This is a genomic window from Tenacibaculum sp. SSH1-16 (assembly GCF_040104435.1).
Lineage (GTDB): Bacteria > Bacteroidota > Bacteroidia > Flavobacteriales > Flavobacteriaceae > Polaribacter > Polaribacter mesophilus.
On the sequence record NZ_JBECOV010000013.1, the window covers coordinates 60,750 to 85,396 of the forward strand.

Annotated in this window: 23 protein-coding genes; 7 read left to right on the forward strand and 16 right to left on the reverse strand. The window is 31.6% G+C overall.

What is annotated here, in order from left to right; all coding sequences use genetic code 11:
- The first annotated feature begins 9 nt into the window (after positions 1-9).
- Positions 10-687, forward strand: coding sequence for a LysE family transporter (locus ABMY20_RS13835; protein ID WP_047788161.1), 678 nt, complete (start codon positions 10-12; stop codon positions 685-687).
- Here the strand turns inward: ABMY20_RS13835 and mgtE are convergent.
- From mgtE to ABMY20_RS13860, 5 genes are all read right to left on the reverse strand, one after another.
- Positions 684-2,033: a magnesium transporter gene (gene mgtE, locus ABMY20_RS13840; protein ID WP_047788162.1), complete on the reverse strand. Its 1,350-nt coding sequence runs from the start codon at positions 2,031-2,033 to the stop codon at positions 684-686. The genes ABMY20_RS13835 and mgtE overlap by 4 nt on opposite strands.
- An 87-nt stretch (positions 2,034-2,120) precedes the next feature.
- Positions 2,121-2,924 carry a 16S rRNA (adenine(1518)-N(6)/adenine(1519)-N(6))-dimethyltransferase RsmA gene (gene rsmA / locus ABMY20_RS13845; protein WP_047788163.1) on the reverse strand — a complete coding sequence of 268 codons (804 nt, stop codon included), beginning with the start codon at positions 2,922-2,924 and terminating at the stop codon, positions 2,121-2,123.
- 11 nt (positions 2,925-2,935) lie between these two features.
- Entirely contained in the window at positions 2,936-3,124 is a 189-nt protein-coding gene (locus tag ABMY20_RS13850) for a hypothetical protein (RefSeq protein WP_173360459.1), read from the reverse strand.
- Between the two features lie 2 nt (positions 3,125-3,126).
- Positions 3,127-3,456: a DUF4286 family protein gene (locus tag ABMY20_RS13855; protein ID WP_349265582.1), complete on the reverse strand. Its 330-nt coding sequence runs from the start codon at positions 3,454-3,456 to the stop codon at positions 3,127-3,129.
- A gap of 58 nt (positions 3,457-3,514) precedes the next feature.
- Positions 3,515-5,290 (reverse strand): tetratricopeptide repeat protein, encoded by a 1,776-nt coding sequence (locus tag ABMY20_RS13860; protein WP_349265583.1) that lies wholly within the window; start codon positions 5,288-5,290, stop codon positions 3,515-3,517.
- 177 nt (positions 5,291-5,467) lie between these two features.
- On the opposite strand from ABMY20_RS13860, the gene ABMY20_RS13865 reads away from it, so the two are divergent.
- Positions 5,468-5,611: a hypothetical protein gene (locus tag ABMY20_RS13865; RefSeq protein ID WP_164505161.1), complete on the forward strand. Its 144-nt coding sequence runs from the start codon at positions 5,468-5,470 to the stop codon at positions 5,609-5,611.
- Between the two features lie 91 nt (positions 5,612-5,702).
- Here ABMY20_RS13865 and serS read toward each other — a convergent pair whose 3' ends face one another.
- The 3 genes from serS to ABMY20_RS13880 all read right to left on the reverse strand — a co-directional run bounded on the left by serS (position 5,703) and on the right by ABMY20_RS13880 (position 8,367).
- The gene (gene serS, locus ABMY20_RS13870; RefSeq protein ID WP_047788167.1) at positions 5,703-6,977 is read right to left on the reverse strand and encodes a serine--tRNA ligase; all 1,275 of its coding nucleotides are present in this window, start codon (positions 6,975-6,977) and stop codon (positions 5,703-5,705) included.
- A 66-nt stretch (positions 6,978-7,043) separates the two neighbouring features.
- Positions 7,044-7,271: a helix-turn-helix transcriptional regulator gene (locus ABMY20_RS13875; protein WP_047788168.1), complete on the reverse strand. Its 228-nt coding sequence runs from the start codon at positions 7,269-7,271 to the stop codon at positions 7,044-7,046.
- A gap of 157 nt (positions 7,272-7,428) precedes the next feature.
- Complete coding sequence (locus ABMY20_RS13880; RefSeq protein WP_047788169.1) at positions 7,429-8,367, reverse strand: bifunctional riboflavin kinase/FAD synthetase; 939 nt, start codon at positions 8,365-8,367, stop codon at positions 7,429-7,431.
- 193 nt (positions 8,368-8,560) lie between these two features.
- Between ABMY20_RS13880 and ABMY20_RS13885 the strand changes: the two genes are divergently transcribed.
- Positions 8,561-11,299, forward strand: a complete 2,739-nt coding sequence (locus ABMY20_RS13885) for a TonB-dependent receptor (protein ID WP_125064412.1) — start codon at positions 8,561-8,563, stop codon at positions 11,297-11,299.
- Between the two features lie 10 nt (positions 11,300-11,309).
- Positions 11,310-12,959 (forward strand): G-D-S-L family lipolytic protein, encoded by a 1,650-nt coding sequence (locus ABMY20_RS13890; RefSeq protein WP_349265584.1) that lies wholly within the window; start codon positions 11,310-11,312, stop codon positions 12,957-12,959.
- A gap of 29 nt (positions 12,960-12,988) precedes the next feature.
- Here ABMY20_RS13890 and ABMY20_RS13895 read toward each other — a convergent pair whose 3' ends face one another.
- The 5 genes from ABMY20_RS13895 to ABMY20_RS13915 form a co-directional block, all read right to left on the reverse strand.
- The gene (locus ABMY20_RS13895) at positions 12,989-13,216 is read right to left on the reverse strand and encodes a hypothetical protein (protein WP_047788172.1); all 228 of its coding nucleotides are present in this window, start codon (positions 13,214-13,216) and stop codon (positions 12,989-12,991) included.
- A 97-nt stretch (positions 13,217-13,313) separates the two neighbouring features.
- Entirely contained in the window at positions 13,314-14,861 is a 1,548-nt protein-coding gene (locus tag ABMY20_RS13900) for a glycine--tRNA ligase (RefSeq protein WP_047788173.1), read from the reverse strand.
- Positions 14,862-14,966: 105 nt separating this feature from the next.
- A complete protein-coding gene (locus tag ABMY20_RS13905) occupies positions 14,967-15,845 on the reverse strand; it encodes a hypothetical protein (RefSeq protein WP_073182437.1) in 879 nt (292 codons plus the stop codon).
- A 47-nt stretch (positions 15,846-15,892) separates the two neighbouring features.
- Positions 15,893-16,795: a hypothetical protein gene (locus ABMY20_RS13910; RefSeq protein ID WP_349265585.1), complete on the reverse strand. Its 903-nt coding sequence runs from the start codon at positions 16,793-16,795 to the stop codon at positions 15,893-15,895.
- A 45-nt stretch (positions 16,796-16,840) separates the two neighbouring features.
- On the reverse strand, positions 16,841-17,401 hold the full coding sequence (locus ABMY20_RS13915; RefSeq protein WP_047788176.1) for an rRNA adenine N-6-methyltransferase family protein: 561 nt from the start codon (positions 17,399-17,401) through the stop codon (positions 16,841-16,843).
- A 208-nt stretch (positions 17,402-17,609) separates the two neighbouring features.
- Here ABMY20_RS13915 and ABMY20_RS13920 point away from each other — a divergent pair, with 208 nt between their 5' ends.
- Positions 17,610-18,149: a ComF family protein gene (locus tag ABMY20_RS13920; RefSeq protein WP_231128364.1), complete on the forward strand. Its 540-nt coding sequence runs from the start codon at positions 17,610-17,612 to the stop codon at positions 18,147-18,149.
- Positions 18,150-18,203: 54 nt separating this feature from the next.
- Complete coding sequence (locus ABMY20_RS13925) at positions 18,204-19,799, forward strand: Ig-like domain-containing protein (protein ID WP_047788178.1); 1,596 nt, start codon at positions 18,204-18,206, stop codon at positions 19,797-19,799.
- Between the two features lie 108 nt (positions 19,800-19,907).
- Here ABMY20_RS13925 and ABMY20_RS13930 read toward each other — a convergent pair whose 3' ends face one another.
- Positions 19,908-20,126, reverse strand: coding sequence for a hypothetical protein (locus ABMY20_RS13930; protein WP_159488855.1), 219 nt, complete (start codon positions 20,124-20,126; stop codon positions 19,908-19,910).
- Between the two features lie 10 nt (positions 20,127-20,136).
- The gene (locus tag ABMY20_RS13935) at positions 20,137-20,628 is read right to left on the reverse strand and encodes a DinB family protein (RefSeq protein ID WP_159488857.1); all 492 of its coding nucleotides are present in this window, start codon (positions 20,626-20,628) and stop codon (positions 20,137-20,139) included.
- Positions 20,629-20,840: 212 nt separating this feature from the next.
- Between ABMY20_RS13935 and ABMY20_RS13940 the strand changes: the two genes are divergently transcribed.
- Positions 20,841-21,797, forward strand: coding sequence for a YafY family protein (locus ABMY20_RS13940; RefSeq protein ID WP_349265586.1), 957 nt, complete (start codon positions 20,841-20,843; stop codon positions 21,795-21,797).
- On the opposite strand, the gene polA is transcribed toward ABMY20_RS13940, so the two are convergent.
- Positions 21,794-24,616, reverse strand: coding sequence for a DNA polymerase I (gene polA / locus ABMY20_RS13945; RefSeq protein ID WP_349265587.1), 2,823 nt, complete (start codon positions 24,614-24,616; stop codon positions 21,794-21,796). The two genes, ABMY20_RS13940 and polA, sit on opposite strands and share 4 nt — an antisense overlap.
- Positions 24,617-24,647: the final 31 nt, after the last annotated feature.

Below are 24,647 nucleotides of genomic sequence, written 5' to 3' on the forward strand. Positions count from 1 at the left end.
CTTTATAAAATGGATTTTTACGACTTTAAAAACGCCTTCTTTGTTGGTGTTTTCATGGCTTTTATGATAGGGCCAGTATTTTTTATGCTCATTAAAACAAGTATTTTAAAAGGTGCTCGTGCGGCAATAGCCTTTGATATAGGTGTGATCTTAGGTGATATTTCATTTATGTTAATAGCCTATTTTGGAAGTAGAAGTCTGTTGGAAAAAATAAAAGATGATCCACGCTTGTTTCTTATTGGAGGATTGGTGCTTATTATTTATGGGTTAATTACTTATTTAGATAAAAATAATAAGAAAGAAGCAGAAGCTCCTGATGTTGTTTTACCAGAAAGCAATAATTATTTAAAGCTTCTTTTTAAAGGTTTTTTCCTAAATTTTATAAATATAGGTGTATTAGCCTTTTGGCTTGGTTTAATCGTGGTTATAGGACCAACATACGATATGAATCCTAAGTACTTAGTTTGGTATTTTGGTACTGTAATAGCAGGCTACGCAATTACAGATTTAGGAAAAATATTACTTGCTAAACAATTAAAAAGTAGGCTAACTCCATTAGTTATTTATCGAATAAAACGAGGAATGGGAGTATTGTTAATTGTTTTTGGTGCTGTATTAATGCTAAAAGGATTTATTCCTGAAAGTAAGATTGATAACCTGATAGAAAAAGTAGAATCAATAGATTAAAAACCAATAATTATTTTGGCTATTGAAAAGTAGATTAAGATTCCAAAAATATCATTACTTGTTGTAATAAAAGGTCCTGTAGCAATAGCTGGATCTATACCTCTTTTATCTAAAAATAAAGGAATAAAAGTACCCACTAAGCCAGCTACAATAATTACTGCAAATAAAGAAGATGAAATAGCAGAGGCAATTGTTATATCTCCTTTCCAAACCCAAATAAAGAAAAACAAAATAATAGCTAAAACAAGTCCGTTTACAGCAGCTAAAGACATTTCTTTTAACAACCTATTAGTAACACTTCCTTTTACATCATCATTAGCTAAGCCTTGAACAATAATGGCAGAAGATTGTACGCCTACATTACCAGCCATAGCAGCAATAAGAGGTGTAAACATAAAGAGAACAGCATTATCTTCTAAAGCACCTTCAAAAAAACCCATAATTCTTGCTGCTCCAATACCTCCAATTAAACCTAAGAATAACCATGGTAATCGAGCTCGCGTTAATTGTAAAATGCTATCTTCGGAGTCAACATCTTGAGTAATACCTGCGGCTAATTGATAATCTTTTTCAGCTTCTTCTTTAATTACATCAACAATATCATCAATAGTAATTCTACCTACCAAAACACCTAATTCATCCACAACAGGAATAGCTTCTAGGTCATATTTACGCATGATGTTAGCTACATCTTCCGCATCGTCGTGTACATGAACAAAATCTACTTTTGGAATGTAGACATCTGAAATTTTAGAACGAGTAGACGCCATTAACAAGTCTTTCAAAGACAAACGTCCTTTTAGCTTACCTTCATCATCAACTACATAAATAGAATGAACTCTAGTAACCTCTTCTGCCTGCAGTCGCATTTTTTTAACACAAGTAAGCACATTCCAATTCTCATTAACTTTTACAAGCTCTTTTGCCATTAAACCTCCAGCAGAGTCTTCATCATAACGAAGTAGCTCTACAATTTCTTTAGCGTGCTCTCTGTCTTCAATTTTTTGAATAACAGCTTGTTTTCGCTCTTCAGGAAGTTCGGCAATAACATCGGCAGCATCATCGGTATCAAGTTCATTAACCTCTTCGGCAATTTCTTTGGCAGAAAGTTGTTCAAAAACTTTTTCACGAACCTCTTCATCAACTTCCATTAATACATCTGAAGTTGTTTCGCTATCTAATAAACGTATAATGTAAACTGCTTCTTCAAAAGTGAGTTCATCTAAAACTTCAGCAATATCAGCATAGTGAATATCTGAAAAAACTTCAGAAAGAGCTGTGTCTTTTTGTTGCTGAATCAGTTCTTTTACGTTTTCTAATAAGTCTTTTGTGATTTCTAGTGCCATTACTTGCAATTTTGCTCGATTATCGAGGTTTTGAATATGTTGAAATCTAATTCAAAAAGAAGACTTGTTCTTGTCTAAAAAGGACTCTTAACTATTATTTTGAGCTATTTTTTGTGTCAACTCAATGAATTTTTGCACCGATAATTGTTCGGGACGCATCGCAAATATAGGGTCTTCTTTTAAGGTATCCGAAAGATTAAAAGATTTTAAACTGGAACGTAACATTTTTCTTCGTTGATTGAAAGCTGTTTTTACCACTCTAAAAAATAATTTTTCATCAACAGGAAGTGTATAGTTCTCTTTTCTGATAAGTCTAATAACTCCAGAATCTACTTTTGGTGGTGGATTGAATACAGAAGGAGGTACGGTAAATAAGTATTCAGCATTGTAAAAAGCTTGTGTTAATACCGAGAGTATTCCGTAGGTTTTGCTTCCTTCTTTTTCTGCAATTCTTTGAGCAACTTCCTTTTGAAACATTCCTGAAAACTCAGGAACAAATTCGCGGTTTTCAATAGCTTTAAAAACGATTTGAGAAGAAATGTTATAAGGAAAGTTACCAATAATGGCTACTTGTTGCTTATCAAATATTTTGGTAAAGTCTTTTTTTAAAAAATCACCTTCAATAATGGTAAACTTCTCTTTTGAAGTGTCTAACTTAATATGTTCAACAGGAAATGTTTCTTGTAAATAGGTTACCGATTCTGAATCTAGTTCCATTACGGTAACCTTAGTTTTTTTTTCTAATAAATACTTTGTTAAAACCCCCATTCCAGGACCAATTTCTAATACATTATTGTATCCGTTTTCAGTTAAAGTATCAGCTATTTTTTTTGCAATGTTTTCATCGTTTAAAAAATGCTGTCCTAAATGTTTTTTAGCTCTTACGGTCATTTTTATTGTATCTATTTGGTTGGCGATTTTATTGTTAACGCTATAAATGTTAGTCCAAAACCTATCCCACTAATTACTCCACTAATGGTTTCCCAAGGACTATTTTCATAAGTGCAATACCCCATGACTCCACCTAAAGTTGCTATGAGTATGCCTATTATTATAAGTAGTTTTTTCTTTTGATAGATTTTTTCTTGCATCTCTAGTTACTATTCACTGTAGGATAAAATTCATTTACTATTTTCAATTCAGTTCGAAAAGCAAGCATTTTATCAGCAAACTTTTTTAATCCGTCATTACGTAGTTTGTCTGCGCTATATTTATAATAGTTATCTAAATCTTCACGTGTTTTCGCGGTATATTGAATAGAGTAGGTAATACCTCCCATTTCTTCCTCAACCAACACTTGTGTCATTTTAGCACTTAAAAAGTGTCCTGTAGCTAATACTTCAGGTATATGGTTTTCAATCCATGTTAACCATTCTGCATGTATACTTTCGTCTATATTTATTGTTACATTGTATATGTACATTTCTTTTAATTTGGAAGTTTGAAAATAAAGTAATTGATAAATTTTCAAACTTGGTTTATTAAATATCGTCTCCTCTTAATTTTCTAAATTTTTTTCGAGCTTCTACTAGGTAGATACTCGACGGGTGGTCAAAAATAATCTTTTGATAGTATTCTTTAGCCTTTTCTAAGTTATTTAATTCGTTATTATATAATTCAGCCATGTGATAATATACATCGTCAACGTAAATGCCTTTTTTATCTAGGGCTATTATTTTAGTGTAATTTAAAATAGCCTTATCATATTGTTTCTTTTTAACAAATAATTGAGCTTGTTTAAATAAGGCTTCATCTTCAATAGGTTGCCCACTGTAATTAGTAATTATATTACTTAAAATAGCTATTGCTTCGTCATTTTTATTTTGATAAGCTAATAAATCAGCTTTCGCATATTCTTTTAAACCTGTACCAATGCTATCTTTAGGCTCGTTATCTGAAATTGTTAAGAACAAATCGGCAGCATCATTGGCAATAAGCTGTGTAGCAGATCCTTTTAGAACTTTTAGTTGAGCTTTTGCCCAAGTAAAATCATTTTTAAAGTAGGAAGCTTGCGCTACTTTAAAGCGGGCTTCTTGACCTATGTAATTATTTTTGAACAGTGTTTGAACTTGAGAAAAATAAATTAGCCCTTTGTTAAACTTACCCATATAAACAAAAACATCACCAAGTTTAAGTTTTATAGTTGCTTTTATAAATTTTGAATTGGTAAAGTTTAAGGCATTCTTTAAAATGATAGATGCTTCTTCTGGATTGTTTTTTGTAAAGGTTAAGTAATTAGCATACTCTATTTGTGTGAAAAGTGTTTTTGAGTTAATTCCGTATTCTTTGAAGATGGAATTAAAACGCTCCTCTACATCAGGTTGTTTTGTCTCAATTGCTATTTTTAGGTTGTTGTTTATGGCATTGAACTTATCTCTTGGGTAATTCGTTTTCTCAATAATAAGATCAAAGCACTCTTTTGCAGTTTCATAGTCTTTATTCTCTAAAGCTATTTTACCTAAATCATTAATTTTACCCAAATTATCAGGGTTTCTTGCAAGTAATGCTTTGTTTTGAATAAGGGCTTTGCTGTATTGCTTTTGCCTAATAAATAACCAAGAAAGTAAATCGTTCCAAATATCTTTGGGGTTACTTATTGACTTTAGTAATAGCGCTTTTTTAAACAAAATGTTATTTTCATCTTCGCTATCATCAGTTAAATATTTACCAGCGTAGCGTTTAACGTTGTTAAGGTAACCTTCATTTTTATCAACCAAATCAATATAGGATTTAAACATTTGTTCAAAGTTTCCTTTTTCACCATAAATTTGTGCTAGCTGAAACCCATAATTGGCTTTAGGGTTAATTTCCATTACTTTATTAAATGCTTCAATGGCTAAATCTAACTTGCTGTAATTTTTAAACAAACCAGCTATTAAAGAACCATAATTAGCTTTTTTATTAATGGACTCAATTGCTTTTTGATAGTATTCATTAGCATCTTCTATTTTTTCTTGTCGTTCACTATTATAACCTAGAATTACATATAAGTAAGATAAATTGGGTCGTTCTTTTAGTTTTTGAGTGAGTAAATTTTCAGCAGCTATAAATTGTTCTGTTTCTTGATAACAAGTAATTAGTTTTTTTAAATAGGTTGTATTATAGGGGCTTTGATCATACAGCCTTTTGTATAATTGAATGGCTTTTTCATACTCATTATTTCTAAAATAATTTTCAGCAATAATAAACTCATTTTGTTGTGCGTGACAAAATAAGCTTAAAATGAGTAAATTAAATAGAATAATGATTTTCTTCATTTTGGAAAAGTTTAAGCGTTTTGCTTTATGTTTAATTCAGCTAAGAGCGGTTTTATCTACCAAAAATACAGAACATAATTGTTAAAATACTATTAAAAGAGATGCTTTTTTAAATAGAAGTGTAACATTTTGGCACGAACTTTGTCTTATTAATAAAACAACTAAACAGTGTAAACTATGAGAAATTTTACGACACAATATGAGTTAGCAAAGCAGAATGCAAATGAATTTATGAGAAAAGGGCAAATACCTCAGTATTTTGAAGCTTTGTTAGAAATGAATAAATACAAGAGATTAATGGTAGCAGTAGTTGCCAATTAAACATATTTTTTTCAATGGGGATTGATTAATTAAAAATCCCAAGCATCGTAATTGAGGCTTGGGGTTTTTTCATTTTTTATATTATAATTGATTAATCAATTATATCAAAACCACAATAAGGAACTAGTACTTCAGGAATTTTAATTCCATTTTCAGTTTGGTAGTTTTCTAAAATACCAGCCAATACACGAGGTAAAGCTAAAGAACTACCATTTAGTGTATGTACTAATTGACTTTTACCTTCTTTATTTTTGAAGCGTAACTTTAAACGGTTTGCTTGAAAAGTTTCAAAATTTGAAGCAGAACTAATTTCTAACCAACGCTCTTGTGCTGTTGAGTATAATTCAAAATCGAATGTTAAGGCAGAAGTAAACCCTGTATCTCCACCACATAAGCGTAAAATACGATATGGTAATTTTAACTCACGTAAAATATCTTTAATGTGTTCTACCATTCCGTTTAAAGCATTGTATGAATTGTCAGGGTGCTCAACACGAACAATCTCAACTTTATCAAATTGATGTAAACGATTTAATCCACGAACATGCGCTCCATAACTTCCTGCTTCTCGACGAAAACAAGGAGTGTAACCTGTAACTGCAATAGGTAAATCAGCCTCTTTAACTAAATCGCCTCTAAACATATTAGTTACTGGAACCTCAGCAGTAGGAATCAAATATAAGTTATCTCCAGTTACATGGTACATTTGTCCTTCTTTGTCAGGTAATTGTCCTGTTCCAAAACCAGAAGCTTCATTTACTAAATGAGGAACCTGTACTTCGTTATACCCAGCAGCGGTATTTTTATCTAAAAAATAGTTGATTAAAGCACGTTGTAAACGAGCTCCTTTTCCTTTATAAACAGGAAAACCTGCACCCGTAATTTTAGCACCTAAATCAAAATCAATAATATCATATTTCTTCGCTAATTCCCAGTGAGGTAATGCATTTTCTCCTAAATTAGGAACAATACCTTCTTTAAAAACTTCTTCATTATCTTCTTCATTCTTTCCTGCTTTTACTGATGGGTGAGGAATATTAGGGATTTGATATAATAATTCGTTTAATTTCTCTGCAGCTGAATTTAATTCTTCTGTTAACTGTTTAGATTGCTCTTTTAATTCACCTGTTTTTGCTTTTAGTTGATTTGCTTCTTCAACTTTACCAGACTTAAAAAGCCCGCCAATTTCTTTGGATATTTTGTTAGATTCAGCTAAAATAGTGTCTAAAGAAACTTGTGTAGTTCTACGCGTTTCATCAGCAGTTAATACTTCTTCAATAATTGTTTCGGCATTAGCAAAATTACGTTTTGCTAATCCGTCTAAAACAGTTTGTTTGTTTTCTCTAATAAACTGAACCTGTAACATCTTTTTAATTTTTTAAGAATAGCAAAGATAAAAGAAGCTATAGACTTAAGCAATGTGTTTTGTGTACTAAATTTCTTCGAGCATTACAAAGAAGTCAGATAAAGTAATATTAAAATAGTCGCATATTTTTTGAAGAGTGGTGATAGTAACATTTGTTTTTCCTTGTTCTATTCTAGCTAGGTGTATTCCAGTATCAATATAAAATTCACTTGAAGTAATGTGGTATTCTTCTCTTAAAGCTTTTACACAAAGTGCTACCTTTTTTAAAGTAACCTCTTTTTTTGACAGCATCATTCTTTTTTTGATACAAATTCTTAAAAACATATGAAATACATAATGACATACTTGTCATTATATAGGGGTTAAAAAAATTAACTTTGCGTGTAGTTACGTCAATAATACTAATTCTAAAAATATTTGAAACCGGGGGGCTTTAAGTATAGTTTTAAGGTTAGGGTTTGACGTAACTTTTTAGAAAAAGTAACGAATTCTGTTTATCTTTTTTCAGTTGAGAAATTAAACAAGAAACAGAATCAAATTTTTGTTCATTTCTTAAATAGTAAAGTAATTCAATAGTTAATTCTTTACAATATAGATTTTGGTTAAAATTGAAATAGTGTACTTCAATTGTTTGGTGTTCACCGTCAACTGTTGGTCGATTACCAATATTCATCATTCCATAAATAGTAGTGTTTTCAATAATAGATTTTATTATATAAACACCTGTTTTAGGAATTAATTTATAATCTTCAGGGATATCAATATTTGCGGTAGGGAAACCTATTTTTCCTCCTAGTTGTTTTCCATTCACAACTTTTCCAGTAAGAGAAAAATTATATCCCAAGTAATTATTAGCTGTTTTTAAATGCCCGTTAGCAAGAGCTTTTCTAATTTTGGTAGAACTAACTGATACATCATCAATATCTTGAGCGGGAATTTCTTGAACAGTAAAATCATATAAATGAGAATACTCTGTTAATTGTTCAATATTACCTTCTCTATTTTTACCAAAATGGTGATCGTAACCAATAATCAGTTTAGAAATATTTAGTTGATTAACTAAAATATCACGAACAAAATCTAAAGCGGTAAGTCTTGAAAACTCTTTACTAAAAGGATGAATTATTAAATAATCTAACCCTAATTTTTCTAGGTGTTGAGCTTTTTCGGTAATAGTATTGATTAACTTAATAGAAACATCTTTTTGTAATACCATTCTTGGGTGAGGAAAAAATGTTAGTAACACCGACTTTTTATTACTAGCTTTTGCTTCACTAACTAACTTTTCAATAATCTTTTGATGCCCAATATGCACTCCATCAAAAGTACCGATGGTGATTATTGTTTTTTGAGAAGGGTTAAGGTCAAAAAGAGAATGTATAACTTCCAAGATAACTAATAAATTTAAGCAAAAATACAATTTGTATGAGATGATAAATAATAAAAATTTAAATAAAATGTAAAATTTGTTTTTGGTAAGTTTTTCGATGTATAATTAGTATAATTGTAAAAAAACAGGGTAAATATTCTGTAAATGAAAAAAAATTGTATTTTGCACTACAGTTAACAAATTACTTTACATTATGATGAAAAAACTATTACTTGTTGCATTTGTGCTATTTGGTACAGCAATAATGGTTGCTCAAACTACCATTACAGGTACGGTTAGTGATGCTTCGCTTGGCGGACCATTACCGGGAGCAAACATTAAAGTTTCGAGAAAGACAGTAGGAACGTCTACTGATTTTGATGGTAAATTTACAATGACGGTAACAGATACTCCTCCGTTTACTATTGAAATTTCTTCCTTAGGATATCAAACAAAAACAGTTGAGATAACAAAAAACAACCAAGTTGTTGAAATTAGCTTAACAGAAAACGCAACCTCTTTAGATGAGGTAGTTGTATCAGCTTCAAGGACTCCAGAACGAGTTATGGAATCACCTGTAACAATTGAGCGTTTTGATTCAAGAGCAATAAAGAATACAGCTTCTGCTTCATATTATGATGGATTAGAAAATTTAAAAGGAGTTGATATTAACTCAGGAGGCTTAACATTTAAAACAGTAAATACACGTGGTTTTGCTACCTTTGGTAATGAGCGTTTTGTACAGTTAGTTGATGGTATGGATAATGCTTCACCAGCATTAAATTTTGCCATAGGAAACTTATTGGGAATCTCTGAAGTAGATGTAAAAAGCGTTGAAATTTTACCAGGAGCAGCTTCAGCTTTATATGGAGCTAATGCTTTTAACGGTATTATGTTAATGCGTAGTGAGAACCCGTTTAACGAGCAAGGTATTAGTGTTGGTCTAAAAACAGGCTTAACAAGTCAAGAAGCAGCAGGAGATAATGGATATTATGATGCTACAATTAAAATGGCACATGCTTTTGATGATTATTTTGCTGTTAAAGCTAGTTTTTCTTACTTAAAAGGAGAAGAATGGCATGCAACTGATTACAGAAACACAACAGGTATCGGTGGTACATATATTCCAGGTATGAATCATACTGATGATCCAAATTATGATGGAGCAAATATATATGGAGATGAAGTATCTGTTAATTTAGGAGGAGCAATAGGAAATGTTAGTAGAACAGGGTATAGAGAAGTAGACTTAATGTCTAACGAAGCTAAAAGTGTAAAGTTTAATGGAGCTATTCATTACCGTCCATTGGGAAATGACCGTGTTGAAATAATTTGGAATTCAAAATACGGTACAGGTAATACCATTTATCAAGGACAAAACCGTTATAATCTTGCTAACTTCTTTATGGAGCAACATAAATTAGAAGTAAGAGGTAAAAACTTTTTTGTAAGAGGGTATTATGCAGGTGAAGACGCTGGAGATTCTTATGATACTCGTTTTGCTGCAATAAATATAAACAGTAAATGGAAAGAGAACTCAGTTTGGTTTGGAGAATATGCAGCTGCGTATTTAGGATCCGTTCCTGGAGTACAGGCAAGCAATCATAATCAAGCAAGAGCTTTTGCTGATAGGAACAGACCAGAAGCAGGTTCTGCTGAGTTTACAAGACTATTTAATGAAGTAACTGCTGATCCAGATTTAATGACAGGGTCTAGATTTAGAGATAATACAAGTTACTATCATGCAGATGCAAACTTAAACTTACGTGATTACATTGATTGGGCTGAAGTTCAAGTAGGAGGTTCTTACAGGCAGTACAAGCTTAACTCTTTTGGTACTATTTATACTGATAGTGATGGGCCTATTAAATATGGAGAGTACGGTGTATATACACAAGTTCAGAAGAAAATGATGGATGACCGTTTGAAGTTTACAGGATCTATCCGTTATGATAAGTCTGATAATTTTGATGGAAATGTTACACCAAGAGTCTCTTTAGCCTATGCAGCAGGAGAAAACAAGAACCATAACTTTAGAGCGTCTTTCCAAACAGGTTTCCGTAACCCAACTACCCAAGACCAGTATATTGGTTTGGCAACAGGAGCAGGCTTTATTTTAGGAACAGCTCCTGACAATATTGATCGTTTTTCAACTGCTGTTCAAACAACTACAGGAACATTTACTTTAACGGGTCAAGATGCTCTTAATAGAGGGTATTCTGCTGCTTCAATTAGTAGAAAAGCGAATGAACCAAATAATCCAAATATTCCTGATCCTACATTAGTTAAGACAGCTTTAGTGCAGCCAGAAAAAGTTAAATCTTTTGAAGTTGGATATCGTGCAGCACTTCCCTTAGGAGAAAACAAACTATCTATTGATTTTAGTACATATTATAATATGTATTCTGACTTTATTTCTAATAAAGATGTAGTTGTACTAGTAGACCCAAATACGCCAGCTACCATAAATAACTTAACTAATAGAGACTTAGTAAGAACATTTAGTGTAAAAACAAATTCAACGGCAGATGTTAATTCTTATGGAGTAGGGTTAGGATTAAACACAAAAGTATTTAACGGGTTTGATGTTGGATTAAACTATACATGGTCTAAGTTTGATTTTGATCAAGCTTCTGATCCTGATTTTGAAGCTGGATTTAACACACCAGAGCATAAAGTAAAAATGCAATTTGGACATACAAATTTATTTGAAAACTTTGGATTTAATGTAAGTGCTCGTTGGCAAAATGAATTTTATTGGCAGTCTACTTTCTTAGAAGGAACAATTGAAGAAAGAACAGTTCTTGATGCTCAAATTAATTATTCTGTTCCTTCAATTAAATCAGTATTTAAAGTAGGAGGATCTAATTTAACAGGTGAAGAATACTTAAGTGCGCCAGGAGTAGGAGCTGTAGGTTCTCAATATTACATTTCTTGGACTATCAATAACTAAAAAAGAAACAATGAAAAATACAATTAAATATACTTTTTTGTCTGCGTTATTTTTAGGGTTAGCCGCCTGTGACGTAGATAATACATTACCTGAGATTAAAGGAGAAGCGGAAAACAATGTAACACTAGAAGCTGGTAGTGTAGATTTTTCTAAATATGTAGCAGTAGGAGCCTCTTTTACAGCAGGATTTTCAGATGGGGCTTTATTTAAATCTTCTCAAGAGAACTCTTTTCCAAATATCTTAGCTAGTAAATTTGCTATGGTTGGCGGAGGCGATTTTACACAACCTTTAATGAATGATAACATAGGTGGTTTTTTAATAGGAGGAGAAGAAAAAGGAGAGCCAAGGTTTTATTTTAATGGTGATGGGCCAGCAAGGTTATCAAAAACACCTACAACAGAGATAAGTAATATACAAACGGGACCATATAATAACATGGGAATCCCTGGATTAAAAAGCTTTCACCTAGGAGTAGAAGGTTATGGAGCATTAGCAGCTTTACCAAATGCAAACCCTTATTATGTAAGAATGGCATCTAACCCTATGGCAAGTGTTATACAAGATGTATTAGTACAGCAACCAACATTTTTTACATTATCTGAAATAGGAGGAAATGATGTTTTAGGATACTCTATAGCTGGTGGTGTAGGAGAAGATCATAATGAAACAGGAAACTTAGACCCAACAAGTTATGGAGCAAATGATATTACTAATTCAAATCTTTTTGCTTCTGTTTTTTCAAGTACCGTTGATGCTTTAGCAGCGGGAGATAGAAAAGGAGTCGTAGCTAATTTACCTTATATAACATCGTTACCTTACTTTACAACAGTTCCTTATGCGCCATTAGATCCTAGTAACCCTGATTTTGGAGCGCAAATACCAACATTAAATAATGTTTTTGGGGCTATTAACGGAGTTTTTGAAGCAATTGGTGTTCCAGAAAGATCAATTGTTTTTACCACAGATGCTGCAAATGCAGTTGTAATTAAAGATGAGTCTTTAGATAATAAGACAGCTCAAATTGTTGGAGCTTTATTAGCAAGTCCTACTTTCCCTCCTTTTGTGGCAAGTTTTGGATTACCTACTGATGCAACTACATTACAAAAAGTAGCAGGTTTATTAGGTACTTATTACGGTCAAGCAAGACAAGCAACAGAAGAAGACTTATTAGTATTACCAAGTAGTGCGATTATAGGTGAAGTTAATACAGATTCAGTTGCGTTTTTAATGTCACAAGATTTATCACAAGAACTAGCAGGAATGTTTTCTGTAGAAGGAGTTTCATTACCTCTTGAAGATAAATGGGTATTAACAAAAGATGAGGTAAGTAGAGTTAAGAATGCTACGGATTCTTATAATGCAACTATTAAATCGGTAGCTGAAGCAAAAGGGTTGGCTTTTGTAGATTTTAAAGCTATTTTACAAGAAGCTTCTACTACTGGATTAGAGTTTGGGAATTATAATATGAATACTAGTTTAGTAACAGGTGGTTTAGTTGGTTTAGATGGAATTCATTTAACAGCTAGAGGATATGCGTTAATGGCTAATAAAATGTTAGCTGCTATTGATGCTACATACGGATCTAACTTTACCTTAGGTAAAGACGGTTTAGCTAAACCAGATGATTACCCAACAAATTACTCACCTACCTTACAATAGAGAGCAAAATAAAGTAAAAAAGCTGAAGTTTAATCTTTAGCTTTTTTTTTGTCTTTATCAGAGTTGATAATATATTTTTTATACTTACCATCTTTATATCTATAGTAGATAAATAAAGGCATTAATATAAAAGACATGTATAAAACACCTAGTCCTATTACTACTTGTGCTTTAGGGTGCTCTGTGTTTAAAAGGTAAGCACCAGTTATCATCCAAAGTAAAAAGATGATGAATAATATTTTAAGTATAGTTTTCATTCGTATTTATTTCAAGAGAAGTTATTTACTATTGCAAAAGTAAAAATCCTAAACAGTTACGTTTAGGATTCTTGCTTTATTTTGACGTTTTTTAGATTTATGCTTCCGTTTTTTGTAACCAAGAGCGTACATCTACCTCTTGTTTAATAATATTGCTTAAATCTTCTATTTTAACTCGTTTTTGCTCCATAGTATCTCTATGACGAATGGTAACAGTGTTGTCTTCTATAGTGTCATGATCTACCGTAATACAGAAAGGTGTACCAACAGCATCTTGACGACGATACCTTCTTCCAACAGCATCTTTTTCATCATAAACAACATTGAAGTCCCATTTTAAATCGTTAACAATTTTACGAGCGATTTCTGGTAAACCATCTTTTTTAACTAATGGTAAAATAGCTGCTTTGGTTGGTGCCAAAACTGCAGGTAATTTTAAAACAGTTCTTGTTGAACCATTTTCTAGCTCCTCTTCTTGTAAAGAGTTAGAGAAAACAGCTAAGAACATTCTGTCTAAACCAATAGAAGTTTCAATTACGTATGGCACATAACTAGTGTTGTCCTCGTGGTCAAAGTACTGTAGTTTTTTTCCAGAGAATTTCTCATGTTGACTTAAGTCAAAATCAGTACGAGAATGGATTCCTTCTAATTCTTTAAACCCAAAAGGAAATTTAAATTCAATATCAGCAGCGGCATCAGCATAATGTGCTAATTTGTCATGATCGTGAAAACGATAATTTTCTTCTCCCATTCCTAAAGACATATGCCACTTTAAACGAGTTTCTTTCCACTTTTCATACCATTCTTTTTGAGTTCCTGGCTTTACAAAAAATTGCATTTCCATTTGCTCAAACTCTCGTTGTCTAAAAATAAATTGGCGCGCAACGATTTCATTACGAAAAGCTTTACCAGTTTGTGCAATTCCGAAAGGAATTTTCATACGTCCAGTTTTTTGTACATTTAAGAAGTTTACAAAAATACCTTGTGCAGTTTCAGGACGTAAATATACTTGCGTTGAACTATCTGCTGACGCTCCTAATTGCGTTCCAAACATTAAGTTAAATTGCTTAACTTCTGTCCAGTTTTTAGAACCAGAAACAGGACATGTAATGCCTAAGTCTATAATTAAATTTCTAAATCCTTCTAAGTCGTTTTCTTCTTGAACTCTAGTTAGTTCAACTGTTATCTCGTCAATTTGTTTTTGACGTCTTAAAACATTAGGGTTTGTACTTCTAAATTCATCTTCATTAAAAGCTTCACCAAAACGTTTTTTTGCTTTGGTTATATCTTTTTGAATTTTTTCGTTGATTTTTTCTCTAAAATCTTCAACTAAAACATCAGCTCTATAGCGTTTTTTAGAGTCTTTGTTGTCAATCAAAGGATCGTTAAAAGCATCAACGTGGCCTGAAGCTTTCCAAGTAGTTGGGTGCATTAGTATTGAAGCGTCAATACCTACAATGTTTTCATGCATTTGCACCATTGCTTTCCACCAATAATCACGAATATTCTTCTTTAATTCTACTCCGTTTTGAGCATAATCATACACTGCGCTTAAACCATCGTAAATTTCAGATGATTGAAATACATAACCGTATTCTTTTGCGTGTGATAATACTTTTTTAAATTGATCTTCTTGTTTTGCCATATTGCAAAAATAAAATAAGGATTTAAACTAAGGGTATGGAAAAAGAAAAAAGTGAAGAATAAATTAAGCTCTTCACTTTTTTATTAATAATTAATAGTTATGGTTTTATCTTAGCTTTATTGTTGTATTTCCAGAGTAAACACCATCAACAAAAGCACTAATTATATACTTTCCTTTTTTAATATCGTCTCTGTTTACTAATATTAAAGATACAAGACTTAAACGGTTATTGTTGTAGTTAACTTCTAAAGAGTCTGTGTATTGAACTTTTTGTCCGTTTTTTAAGTCAGTTTTACCTTTAGGAGCGATTACATTTTTGTTTTCATCAATAATTTGAATGTATACGCGTTTTTCACCAGCACTAGTAATTGGGTTTTCTAACAAATCGAAATTAATTCTAAAAGCATCAGTTCTACTAGATCTACTTGTAGATGTTAGCTTTCCACTACTTCGTTCTTTCATTGCAATAGCTTTTACTGGACTAGTTTTAATAATTCCACCAATAGCTACTTTTGCCTCTAATTCTTTGTTTTTTTCTGTTAGAGTTTCATTTACACTATCTTTTTGTTGTAAAATTTCATTAGCAATAACATTTTCTTGTGTTAAAGCATCATTCGCACTGTTTAAAGAATCTATCTGAATGAAAAGTTTCTTATTCTCACGTTCTAAGCTAGCAATTCTACTTCTGTACTTTCTTATAAGTCCAAAGTTATCAGATTTTAAGAGTTTTATTGAGTCTCTTAAGTTCTTCATTTTAATTAGCTCTACTTCTAACCTGTCAGCTAAACGTTTTTTACCAACAACAACATCTGTGTAATCTTTAATCATTTCGTCTAGATCTTGTTGTAACTCAGCTTTTTCTTCTAAAAAAATATTTTGAAGGTTTTCATTTTCATTTGATTTTTGATGAGAATAAAAAAATAGGAAAAGTAATAAGATAATTAATACTAAAATTAAAACATTTTTGGTTTTTTGTTGATTCATAAGTTAAGGGGAAATTGATTATATTAAGTTATTTATTAAGGGGTGTTTTATTTTAATGCTAGAGATTTATTACCAGTATAAATACCGTTCACAAATGTATTTATATGGTATATTCCTGCATTAATTTTATTTTTTATATTGATAAAAGAAATCATAGATAGTTGTTCGTTATTGTATTCAGCTATTAAAATATCACTACACCATATTTTTTTATTGTTTTGTAAATTTACTTCTTTATATGGGGCAATCACATTTTTATTCATATCTGTTATCTGAATGTAAACTTCTTTTAAACCAGGTGGCGTTACTTTATTTTGCATTAACTCAAACTCTATTTTAAAAGCACTTACTTTTGTCGATTTTGAAGTAGATGTAAACTTTCCGTTTCTTTTTTTTCTCATTGCCTCCGCTTTTATAGAAGAAACTTCAATAAGTTCAGCAGTGGCTATTTTTTTCTTTAAAGCTAACTTCTCATTACTTAAAAAACGATTTATGTTGGTAAGTTTAGTGTTTTGTTTTTCTTTTATTAATAATGCTTCTTTAACACTATCGTTCTTTATAATTAGTTTGTTATTTATAGTGTTTAAGTGACTTATTTCAGTAAAAAGCTTTTTGTTTTCTTCAATAAGTACTTTTGTTCTCTTCCTAAAATACCCAATAAATTTATAGTCTACTTGTTTTAGGTTTTTAATAGAATCTCTTAGTTGAATTACTTTGTTAAGCCCACCTTTTAGCTTTAATGAATATTCATTTTTTTTATAGCTAGCTTCTTCATAATCCTCAATAATGTTTGTTAATTCGCCCTCTAGTTCTTTTTTTTCAAGTTCAAAAACTGCCTTGAGTTCAGAATAGTCTCTAGCATTTTGATAAGACAAAAAACCAATAACAAGTATTAGTAAAATTAAGAAGGCAACAAAACTATTATTTTTTATTTTTGAGACTATCATCATTTTAAAGGGTATAAAAAAAGGGGACGCTCTGTGCTAATATACTATTTATTTTTTAACACATTTATAAATAAAAGCAGGTGGAAAGTTTAATGGTTCAAAGCTCAAATTTATGTTGTCTCCAAAAACTTCTTTTAGTTTTTTGTAGTAAGTTAAGCTATACTGATATTGAATAAATAGTCCTGATGGAGCTAAAAAGTTATAGCTTTTTGTTAAGATAGCGTGCGATATTTCTTTTGGGATTATGGTAAGGGGCAAGCTAGAAACAATGTAGTTGGCTTTTGAAAAACCAAGCTTTTGTATTTCAAGTTTTATGTTTTCTGCAGAAGCCTTTAAAACAACTAATTGTGGATGTTGTATTTTTTTTAATTCTCTATAGAAAGCATCATTTATTTCAAAACATATTAATATGGTGTTGGGTTGAAGTTTTTTTAGTAAATATTGTGTTATGGCTCCGTTTCCAGGTCCTAACTCTACAATAACTTCAGCAGATTTAAAATCAATTTCTTTTAGCATCTTGTTAGCTAGGTATCTAGAGCTTGGAACAACTGTGCCTGATGTTTTGTAATTTTTTACAGCTTCTTTAAAAAAATTAAACTTTTTACTCAAAATATAGTTTATTGTTGTTTTTTGTATCTTCCTATGTTAAAAAAGGCTTGTAAAGATGCAATTTTTAAAAGAGATATTCTACTTATTCTACCCCAAATTATGTGTAAATTGTGAAAAAACGTTATTACAAAATGAAACACTTCTCTGTGTTATTTGTAAAAACGACTTGCCAATTATAGACGATAATAAGCATATAAATGTTACATTAATGTCAAATTTTTATGGGAAAGTACCAATACAAGCAGTACATTCTTTTCTTTTTTACAGGAAGAAAGGAGTTACCCAAAAATTGATCCATCAATTAAAGTATAAAAATCAGCCAGAAATTGGAATATTTATTGCTGACTGGTTTGGAGAACGATTAAAAACATTAAATACTTTTATAGATATAGACTATATTATTCCAGTACCATTACATTTAAAAAAGCTTAAAAGTAGAGGATATAATCAAGTAACCATGTTTGGAAAACGATTAAGTGATATTTTGAATGTAGAGTATAAGCCAGATATTCTTATAAGAACTTCCAAAACTAAAACGCAAACATTAAAACAACGATTTGAACGGTTTTCTAATAACAAAACAAAGTTTAAACTTGTTGATACAACACTTTTTGAAAATAAACATATTTTACTTATTGATGATGTTATTACAACAGGAGCAACATTAGAAGCTTGTGCAAACGAACTTTTAAAAACGCAAAACATAAAGATAAGTGTTGCTACAATGGCGTATACACAAAAAGACTAATACCATTCCATCTTAATTTACTACTTTTGAAAATGGATTTTAAACCAATAATTTGTGAAAAATAAACACTTTATTTTAGTAACTCTTTTCGCTTTTTTAATAAGTAGTTGTGCACGTAAAGGACGACCAGAAGGAGGTCCAAAGGATGAAACCGCACCAATAATGGTTACTGCAAATCCTCCTTATGAAACTATTCATTTTAAAGATGATAACATTCGTATTTATTTTGATGAGTATATTGTTTTAAAAGACCTACAAAAACAGTTGGTAGTTTCTCCACCAATGAAAAACCCACCGTTAATTACACCACAAGGAACACCAAGTAAGTATATTAATATTAAAATATTAGACACGTTACAGAAAAATACCACCTATACTTTTAACTTTGGAAATGCAGTTCAAGATAACAACGAAAACAACAAGTTAGAGAGCTTTAAGTATGTGTTTTCAACAGGAGACTATATTGATTCTTTAAAAATTAAAGGTGCAGTAGCTGATGCTTTTGATAAAAAAGAGGTGAAAGAAGTTAGTGTTTTGTTATATAAGATTGATAGTACCTACAACGATTCTATTGTTTTTAAGAAAAAGCCAAATTATGTAACAAGCACGCTAGATTCTACAAATTTTGAGTTTAGTAATTTACGTGAAGGAAAATATTTAATGCTAGCATTAAAAGAGCCTTCAAGTGATTATATTTTTAATAGTAGAACAGATAAAATTGGTTTTGTAGTAGATACAATTACGTTACCAAAAGATACTTTGCTAAACAAACCTATTCGTTTTTTTAAAGAAATTCAGCCATATGAGTTTAAAAGAGGAAAAGAAGTAACAAAAGGAAAAATTCAGTTTGGTTTTGAAGGGAAGCAGGAAGATATGAGTATTGAACTGTTATCGGAAGTTCCGCAAGATTACAAGTCGTTTACTCAGTTTGAGGAAGATAAAGATACACTCAATTATTGGTATACACCTGTAGAGAGAGATTCATTGAATTTTATAGTAAATAATCAGAATTTTAAAGATACTGTTACAGTGTTTTTAAGAAAAAAGAAAATTGACTCTTTATCTGTGTCATCTAGTGTAAGTGGAGTTCTTAACCTGAAAGATACTATGTTTATTAAAACAAATAACCCAATTGTTTCTTTTGATAAATCGAAGTTTTCATTGATAGATAAAGATACTGTTGATGTACCTTTTGAATTGCAAAAGCAGTCGATTAATAAACTAGCTGTATTGTTTGAAAAGAAACCTAAATATGGATACATTTTTAAAGGCTTACCTAAAGGAATAACCGATGTTTTTGAAACTACAAACGATACGTTAGATTATAAATTCACAACGCGTACTGTGGAAGATTATGGAAGTATTGTTTTGGATGTTAAAAACGAAACAGAATATCCTGTTATTATTGAATTATTAAGTCAAGATAAGGTTGTAGAAAAAAGGTATCTTACTTCTTCTAAAAAGATAGAATTTATCTTACTAGAACCCAAGGAATATAGTGTTAGAGCTATAGTTGATGAAAATAATAATCGTATGTGGGATACTGGAAATTTCTTATTAAGAAAAGAGCCAGAGCAAATTATCTATTTAGAAACTGTATTTAAACTAAGGGCTAATTGGATACAAAACGAAACATTTGTAATAAAATAGATAATATCATCTTGAAAGAGTAAAGAAACCGAATAGAGAAGCAATTAGTTTCTTCATTCGGTTTCTTATTTACATTATATTTACTGTTTCTAGAAAATATTACTGTTTTTACAACAATTCTTCACAATAAAAACCATGATGTTGTATTGCTTTTAAAATGGCATCAGCTTTAATCATTTGAGTCTCTACCCGAAGAATATTATCGCAATCTTCTAAGTCAAAATTCCAGCGGTCATTTTTGGTAATCAAACGATTTAAAGTAGGTTGAACAATTTTAATTTCATTGTTTTTTGTAATGGATGTCTTAAATACCAAAACTGTTTTCATTTTAGTTAGATTAACGTTCATAAAAATATGGAGGTTCAATATCTAAAGCGCGCAAATACACATAGGCTTGTCCGCGATGATGGATTTCATTGTCAATAAAATAGAATATTGATGACCAAACCGTACCTTCATATTGACCAAATATTTTAATGTTTTGTTGAAACTGCTCTGGTTTTATCTTAGTCCAATAAGTATTTATTTCGTCAGTAGCCTTGTCCCAGAGTTCAAGAATTTTTTCTTTTTTGTTGCCGTGGTCAACCTCTTCAATTAATTCTTGAATTTCTCCAGTAGCAATTTCTTTAATACCAGGTCCAGCTATACCTAAAAGTTCCATAACCATATCAGCAAAAGTACGCATACCTCCTATAGAGTAATTAAAAAAGGCTTCCTCAGGAAAAGCTTCAATAGTTCTTCGGGTTAAACCTCGATGCCCTTGCCAATGTGCTAATAACTCAGAAGGTGTAATTACTTGTTCTAATAATGTGCTTGTTGTTGATTCCATAATTGTAATTTTTATTATTTGAAATCAAAATTAATATGGGGTGGTGACAGCTTTATGTCAGTAGAAAAAAAATAAATCTTAAAAAGACTATTGACAAGCGGTTGTCACTTACTGTATGTTACTTTGTATAAAGTATAGTTATTATGTTGAAGCTAAAATTTAAAAAATACTTCAGCCTGAAATCCTATCTTTGGGAAATATGTTATAGCATTATGAGTTTAGACACGGTAAAACGTTTTGATAGAATTGTGGCAATACTTATTCAGTTACAATCTAAACGTATAGTAAAAGCACAAGAATTGGCTGATAGATTTGAGGTGAGCCTACGTACTATTTATCGTGATATACGAACCCTTGAAGCATCAGGTGTGCCCATAATAAGTGAGGCTGGTGTTGGTTATTCTATTATGGAAGGGTACCGTTTGCCTCCTGTTATGTTTACTAGAGAAGAAGTAGGAAGTTTTGTGGCTGCCGAAAAACTAATGCAGAAGTTTGTAGATAAATCATTAGGGAATTATTATGAGTCTGCTATGATGAAGTTAAAATCAGTGTTGCGTGGTCGTGAAAAAGATTGGATTTCTGCCTTAGAATCACAAATATTAGTGGACCCTACAAATAAATTGTTCAACGATAGTTTACCAAATGCACTTGAAACCTTGTTTGAAAGTATTGCTGAAAAAAGGCAGGTATTTTTAAAATATCAGGCGGTAAATAGAGAAACACCTTCTGAACGTTTTGTGGAACCTGTGGGTATTTATCACGAATCAGGATTTTGGTATGTATTGGCTTTTTGCCATTTAAGAAGTGACTACAGGCAGTTTAGAACCGATAGAATGCTAGCGATAAAATCAACTCAACATAATTTTACTAGAGAACATATTACGTTAGATGAATACCGAAGCCAGTATGAAAACACACCAAAAACAAAAGTTGTTATTTCTGTTGATAAAAGCGTGGTGCGATATATTAACAATAGTAAAATGCAACACGGTTTTGTCTCTGAAAAAGTAAAAGGAAACCAAGTGGAAATGACATTCATGACATCTTATGTTGAACACAGTTTTTCAAGATGGTATATTGTGTTTTCAGATTATGCTAAAATCATTGAACCTGAAAGTTTAAAACTTCAGGTAAAAGAGATTTTAGCAAAGGCAATTACTAAACTTTAATGCGCCTCTAACCAATTAGCTCCTGTATCTATTTCAACATCTAACGGAACGCTCATTTTAAAGGCGTTTTCCATTTCCTGTTTAATAATCGGTTTAATAATATCTAATTCATCTTTATGTGCATCAAATACCAATTCATCGTGTACTTGTAGTAACATTTTCGACTTGAAGTTTTCTTGCTCAAATCGCTTATAAATGTTAATCATGGCAAGTTTAATGATGTCGGCAGCCGAACCTTGAATAGGAGCATTTACCGCATTCCTTTCTGCAGCACCACGAACAATAGCATTACGAGAATTGATGTCTTTTAAATAACGGCGACGATGTAAAACAGTTTCCACATATCCGTGTTCACGAGCAAAATCTACCTGCTTAGAAATATAATTTCGTAGTTTCGGATAGGTTGCATAATAGGTGTCAATCAACTCTTTTGCCTCTTTACGAGATAAATCGGTTTGATTGCTCAATCCGAAGGCAGAAACTCCATAAATAATTCCGAAGTTTACAGTTTTAGCATTGCTACGTTGCTCGCGGGTTACTTCCTCAATAGGAACATTAAATACTTTTGCAGCAGTAGAAGCGTGAATGTCTTCACCATGTTGAAAGGCTTTAATCATGGTTTCTTCCTCACTTAAAGCAGCGATAATTCGTAATTCAATTTGACTGTAATCAGCCGCTAGCAATACATAGTCTTCATTTCTCGGAATAAAAGCTTTACGTACTTCTTGTCCACGTTTTGTACGGATAGGAATGTTCTGTAAGTTTGGATTGTTAGAACTTAAGCGTCCTGTAGCTGCTACAGCCTGAGCGTATACAGTGTGTACTCTCCCAGTTTTAGGGTTAATTTCATTAGGAAGTGCATCAACATAAGTGCTTTGTAGTTTTTTATACTGACGATATTCTAAAATATCAGCAACTATTTGATGATCTTTCGCTAAATAAGAAAGTACATCTTCTGCTGTAGAATACTGCCCTGTTTTAGTTTTTTTAGGTTTATCAACTAGTTTTAACTTGTCAAATAAGATAGGGCCTAATTGCTTTGGAGATGCAATGTTAAATTCTTCACCGGCTTGTTCGTATATGTTTTGCTCAAGTTGTGAGATGTCTTTAGATAAGGCTTTCGAAAGTGTTTTTAAGAAGTCAGTATCTAAATTAATACCTTCAATTTCCATAGCTGTTAGTACAGAAACTAATGGTGTTTCTACTTCGTTGAATAACTTGGTAACATTACCACTTTCCAACTCTTTAGAAAAGTGCTCTTTTAATTGATAGGTGATGTCTGCATCTTCAACTGCATATTCGGTTTGTTTTGGTAACTCAACTTGTCGCATTGAAAGTTGATTTTTACCTTTTTTACCAATCAATTCTGTAATAGAAACTGGTTGATAATTTAAGTAGGTTTCAGCAAGTACATCCATATTATGACGCATATCAGGATTGATAAGGTAATGCGCAATCATGGTGTCAAACAAATTCCCTTTTACAGGCATGTTGTAATTTGACAATACTTTGATATCGTATTTTAAATTGTGGCCTATCTTTTCAATGTTTACAGCTTCAAAAAATGGATGAAATTCTTCTAAGATAACTTTTGTTTCTTCTTGATCTTCCGGAAATGAAACATAATAGCCTTTACCAGCTTCCCATGAAAAAGCAATTCCAATTAGCTCAACTTCTAAGGCCTTTAATCCAGTTGTTTCAGTATCAAAACACACAGAATTTTGTTGCATTAATTTCTCTAACAATAATTTTCTTGAAAGAGGTGTTTCTATTAATTGATAGAAATGATTCGTATTTTCAATAGTTTTAAAACCGTTAATATTTGTGTCTTTAGTAGCGCTTCCACTACCAGGAGTTGCAAATAAATCAAATTGACCTGCAGCACTAGTCTTTGTTGTTTTAGGTATTTCTAATGCAGCAGTAGTTTCTTCAGAAGGAGCAAATGTTTTTAAGAAGTTTTCCGTTAAACGACGAAATTCTAATTCAGTAAAAATTTCTTTGGTAGCTTCAACATTGGGTTGCTCAAAAACCAATTTATCCAATTCTAACTCAACAGGAACATCTAGCATAATGGTTGCTAGTTTTTTAGAAAGCAAGCCTAATTCTTGATTAGCTTCTACCTTTTCTTTCATTTTTCCTTTTAACTCATGGATGTTTTCAAACAAACCTTCCATACTACCATAAGCAGCAAGAAATTTCTTGGCTGTTTTTTCACCAACACCAGGTAATCCAGGGATATTATCAACAGAATCCCCCATCATTCCTAAAAAGTCAATTACTTGTAACGGGTTTTCCACACCAAACTTAGTTTTCACTTCTTCAACACCCCACTTTTCATATCCATTTCCCATACGAGGTGGGCGGTACATAAAAATATTATCAGAAACCAGTTGAGCAAAATCTTTATCAGGCGTTACCATGTAAGTGTGTAGTCCTTTTTTCTCAGCTTTTTTAGCCAGCGTACCAATAATATCATCGGCTTCGTACCCTTCTTTTACAATGGCAGGTATGTTCATGGCTCCTAATATTTTTTCAATGTAAGGAACAGCTAAACGAATGGCTTCAGGTGTTTCTTGTCGGTTTGCTTTATAATCTTCAAAAGCTTCAACGCGGTCAGTACTTCCTCCTTTGTCGAAACAAACGGCTAAATAATCTGGCTTTTCACGCTTTATTACATCTAGTAAAGAGTTGGTAAACCCCATAATAGCTGAGGTGTCTAACCCTTTAGAGTTGATACGTGGGTTTTTAATAAAGGCATAATATCCTCTAAAAATTAAAGCATACGCGTCGAGTAAAAAAAGTCGTTTTTGATTTGCCATGTTAAGTCTTAAGCCTATTGAAATAAAATGT

Bases quoted from the DNA above. Each gene is read 5' to 3' on its own strand.
- rsmA (WP_047788163.1), bottom strand. From the start codon at position 2,924: ATGACCGTAAGAGCTAAAAAACATTTAGGACAGCATTTTTTAAACGAT.
- mgtE (WP_047788162.1), bottom strand. From the start codon at position 2,033: ATGGCACTAGAAATCACAAAAGACTTATTAGAAAACGTAAAAGAACTG.
- ABMY20_RS13875 (WP_047788168.1), bottom strand. From the start codon at position 7,271: ATGATGCTGTCAAAAAAAGAGGTTACTTTAAAAAAGGTAGCACTTTGT.
- ABMY20_RS13940 (WP_349265586.1), top strand. From the start codon at position 20,841: ATGAGTTTAGACACGGTAAAACGTTTTGATAGAATTGTGGCAATACTT.
- ABMY20_RS13865 (WP_164505161.1), top strand. From the start codon at position 5,468: ATGAGAAATTTTACGACACAATATGAGTTAGCAAAGCAGAATGCAAAT.
- ABMY20_RS13905 (WP_073182437.1), bottom strand. From the start codon at position 15,845: ATGAATCAACAAAAAACCAAAAATGTTTTAATTTTAGTATTAATTATC.
- ABMY20_RS13930 (WP_159488855.1), bottom strand. From the start codon at position 20,126: ATGAAAACAGTTTTGGTATTTAAGACATCCATTACAAAAAACAATGAA.
- ABMY20_RS13890 (WP_349265584.1), top strand. From the start codon at position 11,310: ATGAAAAATACAATTAAATATACTTTTTTGTCTGCGTTATTTTTAGGG.
- ABMY20_RS13855 (WP_349265582.1), bottom strand. From the start codon at position 3,456: ATGTACATATACAATGTAACAATAAATATAGACGAAAGTATACATGCA.
- ABMY20_RS13850 (WP_173360459.1), bottom strand. From the start codon at position 3,124: ATGCAAGAAAAAATCTATCAAAAGAAAAAACTACTTATAATAATAGGC.
- ABMY20_RS13900 (WP_047788173.1), bottom strand. From the start codon at position 14,861: ATGGCAAAACAAGAAGATCAATTTAAAAAAGTATTATCACACGCAAAA.
- polA (WP_349265587.1), bottom strand. From the start codon at position 24,616: ATGGCAAATCAAAAACGACTTTTTTTACTCGACGCGTATGCTTTAATT.
- ABMY20_RS13895 (WP_047788172.1), bottom strand. From the start codon at position 13,216: ATGAAAACTATACTTAAAATATTATTCATCATCTTTTTACTTTGGATG.
- ABMY20_RS13920 (WP_231128364.1), top strand. From the start codon at position 17,610: ATGTCAAATTTTTATGGGAAAGTACCAATACAAGCAGTACATTCTTTT.
- ABMY20_RS13835 (WP_047788161.1), top strand. From the start codon at position 10: ATGGATTTTTACGACTTTAAAAACGCCTTCTTTGTTGGTGTTTTCATG.
- ABMY20_RS13885 (WP_125064412.1), top strand. From the start codon at position 8,561: ATGATGAAAAAACTATTACTTGTTGCATTTGTGCTATTTGGTACAGCA.
- ABMY20_RS13860 (WP_349265583.1), bottom strand. From the start codon at position 5,290: ATGAAGAAAATCATTATTCTATTTAATTTACTCATTTTAAGCTTATTT.
- serS (WP_047788167.1), bottom strand. From the start codon at position 6,977: ATGTTACAGGTTCAGTTTATTAGAGAAAACAAACAAACTGTTTTAGAC.
- ABMY20_RS13910 (WP_349265585.1), bottom strand. From the start codon at position 16,795: ATGATGATAGTCTCAAAAATAAAAAATAATAGTTTTGTTGCCTTCTTA.
- ABMY20_RS13935 (WP_159488857.1), bottom strand. From the start codon at position 20,628: ATGGAATCAACAACAAGCACATTATTAGAACAAGTAATTACACCTTCT.